Annotated in this window: 12 protein-coding genes; 3 read left to right on the top strand and 9 right to left on the bottom strand. The window is 42.0% G+C overall.

All coding sequences use genetic code 11. The annotated features are described in order from the left end of the window. Window positions 1–32: 32 nt before the first annotated feature. The 4 genes from SNE_RS11710 to SNE_RS11695 all read right to left on the bottom strand — a co-directional run bounded on the left by SNE_RS11710 (window position 33) and on the right by SNE_RS11695 (window position 4,791). Window positions 33–2,021 carry an alpha/beta hydrolase family protein gene (locus SNE_RS11710; RefSeq protein ID WP_041419105.1) on the bottom strand — a complete coding sequence of 663 codons (1,989 nt, stop codon included), beginning with the start codon at window positions 2,019–2,021 and terminating at the stop codon, window positions 33–35. A 361-nt stretch (window positions 2,022–2,382) separates the two neighbouring features. Beyond that, window positions 2,383–2,712, bottom strand: coding sequence for a hypothetical protein (locus tag SNE_RS11705; RefSeq protein WP_013944661.1), 330 nt, complete (start codon window positions 2,710–2,712; stop codon window positions 2,383–2,385). 4 nt (window positions 2,713–2,716) lie between these two features. After that, window positions 2,717–3,145, bottom strand: a complete 429-nt coding sequence (locus tag SNE_RS11700) for a hypothetical protein (protein WP_013944660.1) — start codon at window positions 3,143–3,145, stop codon at window positions 2,717–2,719. 35 nt (window positions 3,146–3,180) lie between these two features. Then, window positions 3,181–4,791 (bottom strand): peptide ABC transporter substrate-binding protein, encoded by a 1,611-nt coding sequence (locus SNE_RS11695; RefSeq protein ID WP_013944659.1) that lies wholly within the window; start codon window positions 4,789–4,791, stop codon window positions 3,181–3,183. 76 nt (window positions 4,792–4,867) lie between these two features. Between SNE_RS11695 and SNE_RS11690 the strand changes: the two genes are divergently transcribed. After that, window positions 4,868–5,659 carry a C40 family peptidase gene (locus SNE_RS11690; protein WP_013944658.1) on the top strand — a complete coding sequence of 264 codons (792 nt, stop codon included), beginning with the start codon at window positions 4,868–4,870 and terminating at the stop codon, window positions 5,657–5,659. Here the strand turns inward: SNE_RS11690 and SNE_RS11685 are convergent. From SNE_RS11685 to SNE_RS11675, 3 genes are read right to left on the bottom strand one after another with little or no spacing between them, the layout of a single operon-like run. Beyond that, complete coding sequence (locus tag SNE_RS11685; RefSeq protein ID WP_013944657.1) at window positions 5,636–6,130, bottom strand: NYN domain-containing protein; 495 nt, start codon at window positions 6,128–6,130, stop codon at window positions 5,636–5,638. The two genes, SNE_RS11690 and SNE_RS11685, sit on opposite strands and share 24 nt — an antisense overlap. Beyond that, a complete protein-coding gene (gene rdgB, locus SNE_RS11680; RefSeq protein ID WP_041419518.1) occupies window positions 6,114–6,734 on the bottom strand; it encodes an RdgB/HAM1 family non-canonical purine NTP pyrophosphatase in 621 nt (206 codons plus the stop codon). The genes SNE_RS11685 and rdgB overlap by 17 nt, the downstream gene beginning before the upstream one ends. A gap of 28 nt (window positions 6,735–6,762) precedes the next feature. Continuing rightward, window positions 6,763–8,937 (bottom strand): GreA/GreB family elongation factor, encoded by a 2,175-nt coding sequence (locus SNE_RS11675; protein ID WP_013944655.1) that lies wholly within the window; start codon window positions 8,935–8,937, stop codon window positions 6,763–6,765. A gap of 752 nt (window positions 8,938–9,689) precedes the next feature. On the opposite strand from SNE_RS11675, the gene SNE_RS11665 reads away from it, so the two are divergent. Beyond that, a complete protein-coding gene (locus tag SNE_RS11665) occupies window positions 9,690–11,225 on the top strand; it encodes an AAA family ATPase (protein ID WP_013944653.1) in 1,536 nt (511 codons plus the stop codon). Here SNE_RS11665 and SNE_RS11660 read toward each other — a convergent pair. Further along, window positions 11,222–12,106: an IS5 family transposase gene (locus SNE_RS11660; RefSeq protein ID WP_013942424.1), complete on the bottom strand. Its 885-nt coding sequence runs from the start codon at window positions 12,104–12,106 to the stop codon at window positions 11,222–11,224. The two genes, SNE_RS11665 and SNE_RS11660, sit on opposite strands and share 4 nt — an antisense overlap. Window positions 12,107–12,349: 243 nt before the next feature. Between SNE_RS11660 and nqrA the strand changes: the two genes are divergently transcribed. After that, the gene (nqrA, locus tag SNE_RS11655; protein ID WP_013944652.1) at window positions 12,350–13,690 is read left to right on the top strand and encodes an NADH:ubiquinone reductase (Na(+)-transporting) subunit A; all 1,341 of its coding nucleotides are present in this window, start codon (window positions 12,350–12,352) and stop codon (window positions 13,688–13,690) included. A 30-nt stretch (window positions 13,691–13,720) separates the two neighbouring features. On the opposite strand, the gene SNE_RS11650 is transcribed toward nqrA, so the two are convergent. Beyond that, window positions 13,721–17,038 carry a hypothetical protein gene (locus SNE_RS11650; RefSeq protein ID WP_013944651.1) on the bottom strand — a complete coding sequence of 1,106 codons (3,318 nt, stop codon included), beginning with the start codon at window positions 17,036–17,038 and terminating at the stop codon, window positions 13,721–13,723. Between the last annotated feature and the right edge of the window lie 70 nt (window positions 17,039–17,108).

Raw genomic sequence — 17,108 nt, 5'->3', positions numbered from 1 at the left:
ACCCACCTCGTGAAGAGGCGGATTCAACGTACTCAAATAGCGCCTCTTCTTTGGGCGAGCATGAGTTTTACTGTAAATGATTGATTACCAAGTTTTTTTGAAAGAGAGATAGCTAAGCTAACCAAATGAGCGTGATTTTCCGTAGAAAGCCGGTCGAAAAGGCCAGCTGCCATGTAAGGTGTTGAGTCTTTCTCATGCATGATGGATTCAATTGCCTCAAGGTTTTGGTCTTGAACTGCTTGAAAGATTTGAAAGACACTTATTTCGTCGGCTGAGGCGGCGCTTGGGTCGTAGGGTTTTTGGAAGAACACTTCATAACTATGTCTAACCGCTTCTTCTGGAGTTCTTGGTTCTTCTGGAAAGACTGATACTGAGAGGGAGTGGCTTGTGAAGATGTCAGTGATTCTCTCAAACACACTGGGATCTAACCACCAATCAGTTACGTGCGTTCCTCCTGTGATGGTCAAGTAATGTCCATTTGGGTCGGATGCAAGAGCTTCTTGAATCGAGTCTCGCTCTTCAACCGGGACTAATTGATCTCCACCATAACCTCTTTCGTCTGGAACGCCAATTGTGTAGATTTTGAGAGCCTCTGCGGGGACTTTTGAAAAACTAGTGACAACATCGTAGGAAGGAAGAAGCATTGAAGCTGCTGCTTTTATGATAGGCTTTGTGTAGGGAATGATGCGACTTAAGCTTGGGATCCAACCTCCGCGCTCTTTTGCCATTTGGTCAGCCTTTTTTTCAGCAATATCTACGGCTGTATTTGAGAAGGTTTGTGGCGCCTGATCGATCCAACCATGAGTCCCAAATCTTTCCATCGCTTGACTTGTCGCAAATCCTCCCGCGCATTGTCCTTTGAAGAGCACTCGACTTGGGTCAACACCCTTTCCTTCAATCAAATATCTCCCGACGACATCTACTGCTTCTACCATTCCTTGATGACTGTTCAATCCTTTGCTCAGACCTTTTCCTGCGTTGTCATAAACGACGACATCCACTCCCATCAAAAGAAAGGTGAGGATTTCGTGAGAGTATGCGACATAGCTATCTGTTTGGTTCATGGAAAGAACAACAGTAGCGCGAGAGGCATCAGTGATAGGACGGACTGGAGTCGTTAAAACTTGAAAAGTGGGCAAATGAGCTAATCCTCTCATGCTGTTAGACTCTAAATGAGAGGCGACATTATGGTTTTCAACTAGGTACAATTTTCCTTGGTACTCAGCGACGTTCCAAGATGAGTTTTCAATTTTAAGCCCTCTTTCTTGTTTGTATGAACTGAAGAGAAGTTGGCGAACAGCTGTTGGATCTTTGTCAAACACATACGCTCTGCTCGTCATGGGCTTTTTGTCAAAAAAATCGAAATAAGGATCCAGTCTACTTGATACTTCAACTCTAACTGAGGAAGGAGTTTCCAGAAGATCTAAACGCTTTGCTGGTATTTTCGGAATTAAAATAAGGTTTTGTTTGCGTGAACTCCAATGCCACCATGATGCAGCTGTAAAGGATTGCAAAGTATCTTCCCAAACAACTTCATATCTCTTTGCTGCGCAGAAGCGAAGAAAGTCTTGAGGATTTCTAAACTCTGACTCAAGCTCAACGCTGTAGGGAATACGCACGCCTGGAACAGGATCTGAACTTCCCGATTTTGTTAAAGTTACTGGCTGTGTGGTTTCAAAAAATGGATGGTTCTTTTGAACCTCAACTGAAACGATTTGACCGCCCATTTCAGTTAAGGATTGATGAAAACGGTCTACTGTAAAATGAAAAGATGAAATTTGATCCCCAGTGCGTGTTTCTAAAAAATGATGTTCGCCTCCAATTTTTTCGAGCTTTTGAATCCTCTTTTGGAGGCGCTCGGGATCCCACTGTTTTGCAGCTCCTCGCATCACAGTGCGTGAATTGATAAAACTTGTTAGAGAGGTCCCAATTCCCGCTTCATACTCTTTCTCACCAAAAGTTACCATGCTTGAACTTGCTGCTGCGCATGACGAAGACGCTTCTGTAGATTTTACTGCCATAGTGATTTACCCTTCTTTTTTTCTAAGTCTATCAACCTGACTCTGAGTTTATTTCACTCATGCTCAGGGATTTTTCTCTTTCTTCTCAGTCTTCTTGCCTCGAAAAAGACCGTCTGGTCCTTCCCTTAAGCAAAAAAAACAGACTTCAGGTTATGAGGAATACTCAGCGCTCATCTCAAGTGAGATACTCGTTGATTCATGACAGAAAAATTTGCTAAATAAATTTTAAATAGTCTGAATAGACTAATAGAATTATATGTCATATTGTTTCCCCCGATAATTACATTATATTATAGCAAAATAAATATTTTATTTAAATAAAATTAAAATATTTATTGCTTCGGACGGAAGGGTCTGAATTTTATGGAGTTCTAGGGCAGCTCCGGCGGCCTATGGCGCCTTTGGCCCGGACAGTCATTTTATTGGAAACATGGGTGATTTTCCCATATTCTTCTCCTCGGGGGCAATAGAACCGAACGACAAAGGGGCCCTCTGTCCAATCTGAAGCTTCCTGAAAGCTATCTGCCCATGAGTAGTAGTGCCCATTGGGAGGAATGTTGAAAGTTGTAACAACCTCACCTTTAGGATCATAAATTCGAGCTTCTAAGTTGTACTCGCTGTCATTAATGACTGTGATTGTAACGGCAAAGAGTCTTAGGGGAGAAAGTAAAAGGAGCAAGAGAAACTTCATTGGCTTATGGGGGGTTGAGTTGGAAGTCTTGTTGGAAGTCTTGCTGGTTTTGTGAGGGCTGTTGCTGTTGTTGATTTTGCCCTTGATTGTTTTTTTCTTGCTTGCAGAACCGCTGTCCTTGGGCTTGGCTGGCTGTTACCCAGGCCCCAGAATTGACGCCTGAAACAATTCCATATTGGCCACCTGATTTGCAGCTAAAGATGACAGTATAGGGGGTCAGAGGATAGTTTGTGTTTGCAGGGGAGGGATCTTGCCAAGATGATTGGTGTTGAGTTTGAACCTCAACAGCTCCCATTTTTGACCCATCAGCTGAATAGATCTCAGCCTTAAGAGGATAGATGCTATCATTATAGATCACAACAGATGCTGCAAAACAGGTTGCTGCGCTAAAAAAGCACAGGAGCAGCAGCAAAAACGTCTTTGTTTGATTCATATGTAGGTAGCAGGGGGGTTATACCCCGCTTAAACCTACTTATTGAGTTCTGCCCATTTAAAGTCAATATTGCCAGTCTTTGTGAGAACGACGTTTTTAAGCCCTTCATCTTTCACAAAAAGGAGCGTATAATAAAAGACCGGAATGACAGGCATTTCATCCATGATCAACTGCTCACTTTGCTTGAGGTAGGCAAGACGTTCTTCTGGATTTTGACAGGTGTAAGAGGTTTCAAGAAGCTCAGCGTAGCTGGGATTTTCCCAGTTAGTATTATTCGTGCCATTTGTTTTAGTTTTGAATACTTCGAGAAAATTGATGGGATCATTAAAGTCGGCAAACCAACTTCCAAGTGCCAGCGTGTAGTCTTGTTTAGAAACGCGGCTGAAGTAAACCTTAGGCTCCATGGGCTCTAGGCGGACACGGACTCCTAATGTAGCATACCATTGTTGTTGGAGAGCTTGGGCCACAGGATGGGTACGATCACCAGCAGCGTAAGTGAAGACGATTTCTGGAAGCTTTTCACGTGCCATTCCAAGTTCAAGAAGCGCTTCTTCGAAAAGATTTGCGGCTTCTTCGTTTTGCCCATCTTTAAAGTAAGGTTGCTCTTGGAGTCCCATCGCTTTAGGTACAATACCTGTAGCAGGAATTTGGTTTCCTTGAGTGACATGCTCTACGATATCTTGACGGTTGATAGCTAGAGCAAAAGCTCTGCGCATTTTTTTCGATTTGAAAGGGGCTTTTTCTAAATTGATGCGGATCCACGATGTTGCAAGAACTGGGGAGGTCTGAAGTTGATTGGCCTCTCTTAAAGTTTCGATCGCATCAATTGGCACAGCAGAAAAAGGAGAACCATCCCAGTCGAGTTCCTGGGATTCAAACATTTTGAAGCCTGTTTCTTCGCTTACCATGACCATCTTAAGTTTGCCGAGTTTGACAGCTTTTGCATCCCAGTAAGTTGGATTCTTTGCCGCTTCAAGGAGGTTGTGATGTTTCCAGTCATGGATCAGGAAAGGGCCATTTGAAACGTACGTTTCTTGATTGTCAGCCCAGTTAGGCGTTTTGCGGTCGAGCTTTTCATTCACAGGAAAGAAGATCGGATGCTCTGTCAATTCGAGGAAATAGGGGATTTTATGGCTGAGGTGGACGATGAGTGTTTTGTCATCAGGTGTTTCAATTCCAAGGAGGCTGCTTGGAAGTTTTCCTGTTTTCACAGCTTCTGCGTTTTTAATCACGAACAGCATGTAGCTGTTAGGACTGACAAAAGAAGGAGAAAGACTTTTTTTCCACGCATAAGCAAAGTCACTTGCAGTAAGAGCATCACCATTGGACCATTTGGTTGGATGAAGGGTAAATTTGTAGGTCAGTCCTTCATTTAAAACCTGAACATCTTTTGCGAGGGCAAGAGAAGCTTTTCCACTCTTATCGACTCGAGTCAGTCCTTCGTTAAACATTTTGACTAGATTGACATCAGCAAGGGCGCGGACTTTTCTGGGATCGAGCGTCTGAGGCTCATTGCCAATGTTAAATCTGACAGATTGGGCCGCAGTGTGAGAGGAACGATCTGATGAAACGTTTTTTTTGCCGCAACCAGTAAGGGTCAGGGTCATCATTGTCAAAACGAGAAGGAGACGACTGAGCATTTTCATGTTTACCTCTAAAGAATGTTCTATAAATATGAATTTTCTGTGATAATGACTTTTTTTTCACGAGAATTCTGACGAGATGACCTATTTTGTCCCAAAAGTTTCAACGCCGGTTCTCAATCAGGCCGATTTTCAATCTGTTTTTGGGGGTGTTTCAGGAACCCTTCCGTTTGATCAGAGCAACCTGGTCCGTGCAATTGAAATGATCGCTTTTCCAGGCACAGTATTTGAAATTGTTCACGAACATCTCGATCATATCCTTCAAGTGCGTACAGCAGAATATCCTACCTTGAACCCTCTGTTTGTCGATCGTCGATTTGGAACACAAAAAACAAAGCGTCCGCCTGAAAGAGAAAAAAATCTTCCAGCACCGAAAGAGATTTTAAAGCGATTGAAACACCAACTCGGTAAGCCCTACATTTGGGGAGGGAATTGGGGCATGGGTGTTCCAGAACTTTTACGTTATTATCCGCCGAAGAAAATTCTCACACCTCTTGAGTCGGTAAGTTGGACCTGTCAAGGAGTGGATTGCTCGGGACTTCTTTATGAAGCTGTAGAGGGAGCCCTCCCTCGCAATACACAAGATTTGCTCTTTGTTGGAAGACCTGTTCCACTCGAAGGAGTTGAGTGGGAAAACATTCCATCCCTTCTTCAGCCGTTAGATCTCATCATTTGGAACGGTCATATGACGATTGTCTATGACAATAAAAGTGTGATTGAAAGTAAACATGAGTGGGGAGGTGTATGTATGACCGATCTTCAGAAGCGGCTGCGGATCATTCGGGAAGAAGACAAAAAAATTGCTGCAGACGATCCTGCTTCCGTTTTGCAAAATCGAGAAACGTTTTTAGTCCGACGATTCCTCTCGTAATTTTTTTTCAAAAGCTTCGTGCAAACGATCAAAGTGGTGAGAAGATTCTCTCTGCATCTTTTCTTCTCCTTTTTGTGATTTTTTGGCATGTCGACGGGCGATCATTTCGAAAAAACTCTCGATGGTTTTGATTTTTGCGCCAAGATGCTTTGCATGCCGTATCAACTCCCGATCAGAGGTCACAATGATTTGCAATTGAGGCTTTTTTTCTGCACGCAAACGCTCTAAAATGTACTCATCAGCGCTGAGCCCTTCAGGAGAAAAAATGATTTCAAGAGCCACAAGATCTTTTTTTGTTGGGAAAACAGCAGCATGACTTTGGTGGCTATCAAAGATCAAAGTGGCATGTAGCTGAAGTTCGGCGAGGGCGTCGTGCAGAGCTGCAATGAAAAGATCTCGCTTTTTTTCTAAGGGGTTGGCCTCATCCTCAATGTGAAAAAAGAGGTTGTAACCATCAATGACATAATTCATTTTGGTGCTTGTGAGCGAGTAAATCTAAAGTAGGAAGGAGTTTATCGAGGGCTTTACGACGATGAGAAATTTTGTTTTTTGTTTCTTCGTCGATTTCAGCAAATGTTTTGCTGTAATCGTATTTTTGGAAAAGAGAGTCGTAGCCAAAGCCACCTCCACCGCGAGGGGTCATCAGAAGGGTTCCTTCGCAAGTTCCTTTCACTTGTTTTTGGATCCCATCAGGAGATGCTAAGGCCATTGCGCAGACATAGTAGCCGACTCTTTCTGAGTCACTGAGTTCCTCTAAAGCTTTGAGGAGTTTTAAGCGATTGTCTTTATCGGTAGATCCTAGACCAGCATAACGCGCACTATTCACTCCTGGCTCATCTCCGAGCGCTGGAACAACAAGTCCCGAATCATCTGCCAAGACCCATTCTCTTAGAGCATGCGCAGCATGTGTGGCTTTTATAAAAGCATTTTCCTCAAATGATTCGCCTGTTTCTTTCGGAGGCACATAGTTAGGATAGTCATGAAGAGTCAAAAAATCGAAATGATAAAGCGGCTTTAACATCGCTCGAATTTCACGGATTTTATGAAGATTGGTGGTTGCTAATACAAGCTTTATCATGGGCGTACCTACATTACAACCTATCTTAGACATTGTCGAAATAATTCCGCAAGTTCGCGATTGTAAACTGTTTTCCTTGAATGTTGACTTTATCACCTACTTTGTTGCCAATCATCGATTGTGCAAGCTTTGATTCAAACGATAGAATGTGCTGCTCTGGATCTGCATCCCAAGGTCCAAGTAAAGTGTAAGAAACTTTGGAGCCATCATCTCCTTCGCAGTCAATGATCACGCCAACACTCACTTGATCTGCGTGAACATCCGCTTTTGTCAAAATACGTGCGCGGTTGAATTGCGCAGAGAGCGTTTTAAGCTCGCTTTGCAAACGATCGCGCCGCTCAAGAGCCGCTTTAAACTCAGCATTTTCTCGCAAATCTCCATGTGAACGGGCGACTTCAATTTCTTTCGCATTTTCCACAGTTTCGACCGTAGATATCGTATGGATCCGTTTTTTGATCTTTTGATAACCGGCTTCTGTTGTCCAAATCGGTGTTTCGTTTTCTTGAGATTGTTCTTCGTATTTTTTACTGAGCTTTGCAAGACTTGGATGGACCACTTCAGCAAGCGAGTGAAAAATCTTGATATCATGATCGCTTAAGCTGTGACATTTTGTTGCGAGCAGTAAAAATTCTTGGACAGTCTCAAGATCAGCTTTTTGGAAAATTTTTCGTACGTTTGAGTAACGTCCTGAAGTTAAGAACGTGTGCATTTTTTTTATCAGGTCACGATGCCCAGACGATTGCTCCAAAGTGCTGAGCAGAATCAAAAACGACTCGAAAAAGCGGTTTTTCCCCTCTTGGTTTGCAAAAGGGATTGATTCTGGTTTCATGACTTTTTGGAAGTACCACATCAAGACATTCGGATGACGGCCAGGAAACGAAAGGAGCTCTTCGATTTTTTTAATGACTTCAGGTTCTTTTTTAGCTTTGAGAAGTTCCGTTAAGATGTAATCGCGAATAGGGTTTTGATCAATTGTCAGTAAGAGATTCAAAAACGTCTCTATCCAATCTTCACGCAGTTTGCGGATAGCAACAAGTGCGCGCTTTTTAAACGCGATGACTTCAATCGCTCGAATCACATCGTCAGGTGAGGTGAAACGTTTGATAAGCTCTGCAACTTGACTTGCATCTTTTGAAATTTCCAAATCTTCGAGGAAAAAGTAAAGTTGGAGTTCTTGCGCATCTGTGAGTTCTTCACTATCTAGCGCTTCTTTCATTTTTTGCTGCAAGTCCATGCGGAACGCATCATTTTTGAGTGTTCCAGGAAAGTCGCGCAAGAAGGCGTAGATCATTTGAATGAGTGTTTCTGCGTCAGGTTTTTTCTCTAAAGCTTTTTGAAGTGTTTCTTCGTGGGAGACCTCTGCTTCGCGCAAGCGGAAAGGTTGACGGATATCATTTGGCGTTTCAATCATCGTGTCTTTTTTCACTTTTGAGCGTGCTGTCTGCCACCAGCGGACCCACTCATCAGCTGGAATGACAAGCTCACACAGCTCTTCTTTAATTTCAGCTGCTGTGAGAGGTCCTAAATCGCGTAACATCGAATGAATAATATCAATTGGGTGTTTCTTTGCTCGTTGCTCAAGTTCATCAGGATTGCCGAAACGGAGCGAAAGGAAATGGTCGTCTTTCAGAGGAATCAGTGTTTTAAACGCATTTTGAAAAGAGAGGTCCTTACGACCCGAAACGTAATCAAACTCTAAGCTGAGCTGTTCGCGTAAGAAAGAAATCTCTATGATTTCTCCGACCCCCCAACCCCCAGTATGAAAGACAAAGTTGCCTTTTTTCATGTGGGTGAGTAGTTCATAGTTGCTAACAGCACCCTGGAAGTCTTTTCCCTCGCGGAGTCCAATCAAGCGGATTTTGTCGTGATAGTACTTATCGTCAGGATAACGTGCTTGCAAATAGTCGAGAATTTGTTTTCCAAGTTCGGGATCATTTGAGGTTTGAAGATCGACAATTAGTTTATACACTTCATGTCCAAGTTCAGTAGATTGAATTTTTTCCCACAAGATTAACCCTTTTTCGACATGACGTCCAAATGGAGTAGCTAAATCTGATTCTTTGACGCTTTTTAAAACTCTTTTTAGTTCTTCGCCATCAACTTCATCACCGAGGCAATACTCTTCCCAAAGCGTTAGAAAGGAAGGATAGTCATGGTTTGCTACGTGCTTCTGGAACTGATCTAAATAATTCATCGACATAAAATAAACACACCTCTGAGATACCTGTCTAAAGAAGTATAGAAATTCTCTAAATAAACTTCAATTGCGAGATGCATGGAAGGCTCATTTCTCTAAAGCATTTTTTTACCGCAGTGTTTAAAAAGACGTAGAGAAAATTCTTTTGAGTTCTCTCGGTTCTCTATGTTTAAGACCTTAACTATTCTAGCAGTTACAATATGAAATCATCTAAGATCGGCGGATTAGGATGCTTTGTTTCAGCTGAAAACCTCATTTTTCAAGTTGTTTGAGCATACTAACCTGAATTCTGGGTTTATTTTGCTCAGTCTCAGGTTTTCTTCTCTTTCTTCTCAGCCTCCTTGCCTCGAAAAGGACCGTTTGACCCTTTCCATCGGCAAAAATACCGAGAATTTAAAAGAATTCTCTCTTGAGACTAAGCAAAATAAACCCAAGAGTTCAGGTTACTTGTTAATTTTGGGCTAAATGAATAAAAAATGTTTTTTGCTACATCATTCTTGATGAAGAACTGCTTTCTGGGTCTCACCGCGGTTGTCAGCATTTTTAAGTTCTTATGCCAAATTCTCCACAATCCTACGGTGTTTAAGTGTTTAGCGGATAACAGCTTGTCGTAATCCCTTCTAATTATTTCAGGCCACAATCTATAGGTTTTTTATAGATAGTGCCTTGAAACATGTGATTCGCGGCACTATCTATTGATTTTTTATAGATAGTGCCCTATAATAATGTTTTGTCGTCTAAATAAGAGTTAAGAAATGGAAAAATTAGTTGGTAGATCTAGGGAAATTGCCACCCTTAAATCCCTCTTAAAGTCAAAAAAAGCAGAGTTGCTGGCCATATATGGCAGAAGAAGGGTTGGGAAAACTTTCTTAATTAGTAGTTTTTTTTCGAATAAAGGCATTTACTTTGAAATGACTGGGATAAAAGGAGGAAAATGCAGTCAACAAATCCAAACTTTCATTAGAAGGTTACGATTTGCCTTTAAGGACTTACAGATAGATTTTCCCCCAAAAAATTGGTTTGAGGCTTTTGAACTTCTGGAACAGGCCATAGAAAGCGTGAAAAAATCATGCAAAATCATTTTGTTTTTTGATGAATTTCCATGGATGGATACCCATAAATCAGACTTGCTAAAAGCATTTGAATACCTTTGGAACTCCTATCTTTCCAGAGATTCAAGAATTATAGCTGTAATATGTGGATCATCGGTTTCATGGATGATCAAAAAGATCATTCACAACAAAGCAGGATTATACGGACGATTAACTTCTCAAATTCGATTACGCCCTTTTACTCTAAAAGAGATTGAAGAATACTTTGTTACCAACAACATACAGCTGGATAGAAAGCAAATTGTAGAGCTAAGCATGGCCTTAGGAGGGATTCCAAAATACCTCAGCTATGTAGAGTCTGGAAAGTCGGCAGCCCAAAATATCCAAAAACTTTGCTTTACCCCAGGAGCACCTCTTACAACAGAATTTCAAACATTATACGAGTCGCTTTTTGATAATCATTATATGCACGTTCAAATCATTGAGTTGCTTGCGCACAGTACAATTGGTTTAACTGTAAGTCAAATCTCAAAAAAGCTGTCTAAAGAAAAAGGAGGAAATCTCTCGCGCGCATTAAAAGAGTTGATTGCCTCAAATTTTGTGCAATTTGTCCCTTTCTATGGGAGAAAAACAAGAGAAGGCCGTTATAGAATTGTGGATGAATATTCTTACTTTTACTTAAATTGGGTACAGGATTCAATGTATAATTATGATGAATCCATCAGTCAAAGCTTTTGGATTCAACAGCAATCTTCTTCAAAATTCAGATCATGGGCTGGATATATGTTTGAAAGTATTTGTTTCAAACATATCAGGCAAATTGTAAAAGCTCTTGAGCTTACTGTTGTAGCAGATAAAGCATCTTACTGGAGTTATACCCCTTCAAAAAACTCAAATGATCAAGGTGGTCAGATTGATCTGGTTATTGATAGAACAGACCAATGTATAAATCTATGCGAAATTAAGTTTTGGAAATCTGAATTTACGATATCCGATACAATTGCCCAGAAACTCAATGAAAGACGAGGAATTTTTCAGGATATAACCAAAACAAGAAAAACTATATTCAACACCCTAATTACGCCCTATGGTGCTCGCATTAACAAAAATTATCTTTCATCTGTAGACAAACAACTTAATCTTGACGCCCTATTCCTTGAAGACACAGAGCTTTTTCCCGACTGTGTTGAAAAAATCAATTTTCGTAGACTCCCCCCCCCTCATCATCAATCGTATTAAGTTATCAGAAGCATTTGATTCAGCATTTTGCATTTAATATGACCTTCGATTTTTTGAGTTTCTATTTTCTTTGAGAAAAACCTTTCCCCATACAGTCGCTTTAATCTTGAGAAGCTTGTCTCTGCTAATGCCCTTCTTGAGTATCTTGTCAGTTTTCCCCAGATTTCTCGCGCTAGCTGATCTCCTCCCAGTCCTTTTATTTCGCGTAAGGCGTTGTTCCTTCTTGTCATAAAAGGAGATAATAGGCTGTTTTTTCTAGGCGGAATAAGGTCTTTCGCTCCTATTTGATTGATGGCCTCCCTGCATCTTTTTGTGTCGTATCCTCCATCTGCTATGACGGTCTCAACGGGTTTAGGGAGCTTCTCTATGATTTTCGGGCCTATTTTGCAGTCAGCTTCATGCCCTTTTGTGATTTCAAAGTGGATAATTTCTTGAGTGTTTTCATCAATAGCGATGTGCAATTTAACCCATTTTCTCCTCTTTGAGGCTCCATGCATTTTCACTTTCCATTCTCCCTCCCCATAGACTTTGATCCCTGTAGTATCTAACAGCACCACTTTAGGTCTTCTAGAAGAGAGCTTGGGCAAAAGAGCTTCCATGTAGGAAGCTCTTTTGCAGATCAGAGAGTAGGTCGGAAGAAAAACATCAGGTTCTATATGTGGAAGGATTGATTTGGCAAAACCCTCGAGAGTTCTATAGGTAAGGCGATATTGTATCTTTAAGACAAGAAGGAGATAGATGAGTGGAAGGGAAAACAAACGAGGTCGACCTCGTTTGTTTTCCTCTGGCTTTTCAGTTAACGCATTTGGATCGATGAAAAAAGTTATACTTCCTCTTTTTACTAAGTCTCGATTATACTTGTGCCAATTGCGTTTACGCATCTGAAGCTCCTTTATGTTTAGTGACTTAAACCATAAGGAGCTTCTCTTTTTTAAGAAATTTTTATCAAGACTTCTCTTCTGATTTTTTCAACACAGTCCTTTTTCCCTAGAACCCCATGCTTGTTCCATGAGTTTTAACGCATTTATATGTCGTCAAAATACAAGCCGCATAATGACAAAAAATTTAATGGCTGAAACTAAGAAGAATAGCTATGATGAAAAAATTAAGCGTATGAGGCAAAAGTGCACATCAAGATTAAGCGAGGGCTCGACATTCCACTAAAGGGAAACCCCCAAGGGAGCATGCAACGGCTTTCAGCGCCAACACTTGCCTTTCTCGATTTAGATGATTTTTACTTTCTCCGCTTTTCTCTACTTAAAAAGCCTGGCGACAAAGTCCTCATCGGAGAGCCCCTCCTCGAAGACAAGTCTTGCCCCGGTCGTGTCTTTGTTTCACCTGCAGCAGGCACCCTCAAAGAAGTGGTGCGAGGACTCAAACGGCGGATTCTATCAGTTAAAATTAGCTGTCAAGTTGACAAAGAATTTTTTGATCATGGTCACTGTCAAACAGACTCCAAAGAAAAGCTTCTTTCCCATCTGATGAAAGGAGGCCTTTTCCCTCATATTGTCGTTCGTCCCTGCAATCGCCTCCCTTCTCCTCAAACCATTCCAGAGGCGATCTTTGTATCGGCCCTTTCCTCAGCTCCCTACGCCCCGCCACCCGAACTCGAAGTCCAAGGGCATGAAACCCACTTTCAAAAAGGGCTTTCTGCTCTAGCCACGCTTTGCCCTGTTCACCTCATCATGCATAAAAATACAACGACTGATCCCTTCCTTAAAGCATCCGATGTCGAAAAACATACCGCTGAAGGACCTCACCCTATCGGCAATCCGTCGCTCCACATTGCTGCCATTCATCCGATTACCCGTAGCGATCAAGTTGTGTGGACTCTCACTGTTCCTAATGTGATTGCCGTAGGACGCCTTGTGTCAGAAGGGAAATACGAGCAGGAGCAAGTGATCAGCATTGCAGGAGAAGGCATTCCTGAAAGTAAGCGTGGGTACTTTAAGATTTCCCGAGGAACACCCGTGCAAGATTTGATCCGAGGGCGCTGTGACGAAGACTCTGCACGTCTCCTATCTGGCAATCCCTTAATGGGGTCAAAAGTCAGCTGTCATACATCGCTCAAGTTTTTTGATAACACTTTTTGTGCCTTGCCTGAACCCGAAGAAAAAAGACGTTTTTGCCATTTCTTAAGGCTTAACGCAAAAAGTTATACCAGCACCTCCGCCTATTTTAGGCGAAAAAAAACAGCTCCCTTTACGACGTTGCAACATGGGGAAGAAAGGGCCTTTGTAGATGGCGCCATTTACGACCGTGTCATGCCTCTCCGCATCCCTGTGATGCATCTTGTGAAAGCCATCCTTGCTGAAGACTTTGAACTTGCCGAATCGCTAGGCCTATTAAGCGTGTCACCTGAAGACTTTGCTTTGCCCGCATTTATCTGTCCCTCAAAAATAGAAATGCCCGAGATTATACATCGCGGGCTTAGGAGTTATGCTGAGCAATACCTCGAGACCTAAAAAAAGCCCCTTTTTAAGGGGCTTTTTGTCTTAGACCATAAGAGCTGCTGCATCTCGCATTGCTTGCGGAGAAGCGTATTCAACTTGAGTAGTTAAGTCAGCTGCATTAATTCTTGCATTAACAACAAAGGTGACTTTGTCATCTGCAGTTTTTGTGATGGTTGCAGTGATGCTGTTATCTTCAACTTCACTCCAATCTTTAGCCTTAGCTTGCTCAAGTAGGTCATGGGCAGCCATGTAGGCAACGATTTTAAGTGCTGCTTGCCATGTACCGGCAGTCGTATCGATATACTGATTTGCCTTTCCAGCTAACTGATTAAATTGAGCTTTTGGGACTTGATCAAAGCCAAGTTGGATGGAGGCGACTTTACCAAAAGCATCTGGAGCATGATTCTTGGCCGATATTTTGAAGGTTGAATTTGTCCAAAGTGTGTTATCAAAAGTTGTTACTACATCAGGAACTTTTTTAGGCTCAGCCTTTTTGCGGCGTCTGCAGCAAAGTAGAAGGCTACCAAGAGTACTGATGATCGGCCAAACAATTTTTTGAATCACTTTTTTTGTCGCCCATGTTCCTACGGCGCCTATTACAACTTGTGAACCAATATAAACAACTGGTGCTGAATAGCGTCTTGGTGCTTTGATTTGCTCTGGAAGAGCCTCTCGGCAGGCTGCTTGTGGTGTCTTGACTCCAAACATTGCATTGAGTCCCGCGTTAGGAGTATAAGCTCCACATGCAATGGATTCAGATGATTTCCCCATAGCTTCAAGATGTGCAATTGTTGGATTAGCACTTCCTGTTTCCCAAATCTGACCAAGTCCACTCCAAACAGCTTTTAACGCTCCTTCGTAGTCACCTTTGTTCCAAGCATGTTGGAAGTGGTATTCGTAGAGTTGGCGGTCTTGGATAAGAGCCCACTCAAGATAAGCTGAGTCACCTTGGTATTTGGTTTTCACTGCATCTCTAAACTCTACTGCTTGTTCGACAAGTTCTCTAGTGATAAGTGTACAATCCTTTTCAAGGGCATCGAATGCAGCTTGTCCGAAAGTGCTGTTTCTGTAGCCTTCAGCAATTTCGGCATTGTATTTCTCTCGCACTGTAGCGCCATCTAAGTTCCAAATGTATGTGCTGAAACCGCTTCTTAAAGTCGGTGCAGCTGTGTCATGCCACCAAGTTGAAACGGCGGTGGCAGTTTCTGAAAATGTATGCTGCCAAGTTCCATTTTGATTTTGAGTTCTAATGGGATTAATATTAACCCTATCGCCACGTAAAGTTCTTCCGGATCCAGGAATTGCAACAAGTGCTGTTCCTGTTTCTTTCTGAGCTTCAGTGTTTGTTGAAGTTGTGAGATCTACTAAATGATGTTGTGTAAGATCCTTTTGCGATTCAAACTGCGATTGAGGTTGCATGGTCGCTGAATCAATCTCTGGAAGTGTTGTATTATCTACTTTGCGAGCAAAGCATCCCTCCTGAGTCCGTTCAAATCCATGCTGACATGGTACTTGGAACAAGGGGCCTAAATCACTTTCAACAACAACAACTTCTCTTCCAGAAAGAGAAGATGTGGTATCTGCATTATCATTTTCAATCAATTGAGTTCTAATGGGATTAATATTAACCCTATCGCCACGTAAAGTTCTTCCGGATCCAGGAATTGGAACAAGTGCTGTTCCTGTTTCTTTCACAATTTCAGATTTTGTTGAAATGCTTGAGAATTCTTGTGTAATAGGTGGTTGTACAGGATTCTCAGAGGTTGAAGTGTTGACTCGGTGCTGAATTGTTGATGAATGATTAAACAATGGATTTACACAAGTGTTGACAAGGGATGAAGTGCTTAAAAAACACTGATCTCCGTTTTCAAAATACTCTGGTGGCTCTGTTACAGTAGGCTTGACGTTCACTTTAGGAGACTCACCCTCTGATTGTGGGCTAGGAGTTGGAGTCGGAGTCGGAACAGGAGTTGGTGTTGGGCTATTACCACTATTTGTTCCAGAGTTGTTAGGAGCGATCAAGGTAATAGCTGGAAGGGCCCCAGCCATGTAAGCAATTCCAAGACCAAATGCAGCAATAGTAATTACACCAAGAGCGCAATAGGCAACTTTTTTCTTTGTTGACCAAGGCTGCTTTGTCAACTCTCTAGCATCGAGTCCGTGTTTTTCTAACTCAACGTTGAATGCTTTTTGGTAGTCAACTGGTAGAATATCCCAATCAGCAGAATTATCATTAAACTGAAGAATGAGCTGCTCGAAAACTTCTTTAGGCTGCGCTTGTAAATCTGCTGACTTTGGTGCAGTGATATCCCATGGATCAGCTTTTGCAACTTGGAAAATAGCATTGAGAACCAGTTGCTGTTTTGGTTCTAGAGCTTGAAATTCGGTCAAGTTAACTAAATAATAGTTGAAGAAGTAGTTTGCTTGTTTTTCTGAAATTCCAGCTGCAGATGCAGGGATATCAATCGGCCCAAATTTTGGACTTGGAGATGTGAGGTCGAGTTTGTAGAAAGCATTTGCAAACGCTTTGTATTGAGCTGTGTTTAGCCCATCGCTGTTTTGGCAAAGGGCGCTGTGGTACCAGCGAAGCTCTGACGCATTAAGAGTGTCTACGGCGACGCTCGAAGCTGGAAGCCCAGGAATGATCGCACATCCTTTAGGAGGGGGCACATCGTTTGCAACTAAGACTTTTGCTTGCTCAACTGTTGGTTTATCTCCGACGGCTTCGCAGAAGACTTCAAGTTCTTCTTTTGAAAGAGCGCCATCTGTTTTAAGAGATGTAAAAGCTAGAAGAGGTTGTTTATTTGCCTTGAGCTTCGCATTGAACTCTGCTTGCATGTTTAAAGTGTAAGTGTCCCAAGTTTGAGTTTTTTCTTCTTCGAATTGTTTTTTTCTAAGCCCGAGCTCTGCTATTGGAATTTGTTTCATGTCTTCGACATTCGCAATCCCTTTGAGTGCTGAAAAGGATTGTGCAAACTCGTAACCAACATGAATGATGGCTTTAACAATACCATGAAAAGCTGTGAGCTGAACAAGTGCATAAGGATTAAGCATCATTCCAGTACGTGAAGCAATAGGTTTTACTAAAGCTGTTAAAAGAGCGAAAGAGGAAACAAGCCCAGCGATTTGAAAGGCGACTTTGTAAGTTGTATCTCCGTCTTGATTATAAATTTGATTTGCAAAATCTGCAGCTGCTGAAGTGCATGCTTGCACACCTGTGCAAAGTGCCAGACCTTCAAGTGTTGTAGGTGTGTTTAACCAAGAAATCAAAGATGTTTTGCTAAGTGCAAGAGTCGATGCAAACAGTGCTGCACTTTCTCCAAGAATCTTGTAAACGTTTGGTGAAATAGAACTTGACATTTCCTCTTACTCCGATAATTTTTCAAAAATTAGGAGACATTTTATACAGAGAGAGAATTCTATTCTACTA

The organism is Simkania negevensis Z, from assembly GCF_000237205.1.
Lineage (GTDB): Bacteria > Chlamydiota > Chlamydiia > Chlamydiales > Simkaniaceae > Simkania > Simkania negevensis.
This window is presented reverse-complemented; position numbering and strand designations above follow the sequence as displayed.

Coding starts and splice junctions, on each gene's coding strand:
- SNE_RS11710 (WP_041419105.1), bottom strand. CDS start 2,021: ATGGCAGTAAAATCTACAGAAGCGTCTTCGTCATGCGCAGCAGCAAGT.
- SNE_RS11705 (WP_013944661.1), bottom strand. CDS start 2,712: ATGAAGTTTCTCTTGCTCCTTTTACTTTCTCCCCTAAGACTCTTTGCC.
- SNE_RS11700 (WP_013944660.1), bottom strand. CDS start 3,145: ATGAATCAAACAAAGACGTTTTTGCTGCTGCTCCTGTGCTTTTTTAGC.
- SNE_RS11695 (WP_013944659.1), bottom strand. CDS start 4,791: ATGAAAATGCTCAGTCGTCTCCTTCTCGTTTTGACAATGATGACCCTG.
- SNE_RS11690 (WP_013944658.1), top strand. CDS start 4,868: ATGACCTATTTTGTCCCAAAAGTTTCAACGCCGGTTCTCAATCAGGCC.
- SNE_RS11685 (WP_013944657.1), bottom strand. CDS start 6,130: ATGAATTATGTCATTGATGGTTACAACCTCTTTTTTCACATTGAGGAT.
- SNE_RS11675 (WP_013944655.1), bottom strand. CDS start 8,937: ATGTCGATGAATTATTTAGATCAGTTCCAGAAGCACGTAGCAAACCAT.
- SNE_RS11665 (WP_013944653.1), top strand. CDS start 9,690: ATGGAAAAATTAGTTGGTAGATCTAGGGAAATTGCCACCCTTAAATCC.
- SNE_RS11660 (WP_013942424.1), bottom strand. CDS start 12,106: ATGCGTAAACGCAATTGGCACAAGTATAATCGAGACTTAGTAAAAAGA.
- SNE_RS11650 (WP_013944651.1), bottom strand. CDS start 17,038: ATGTCAAGTTCTATTTCACCAAACGTTTACAAGATTCTTGGAGAAAGT.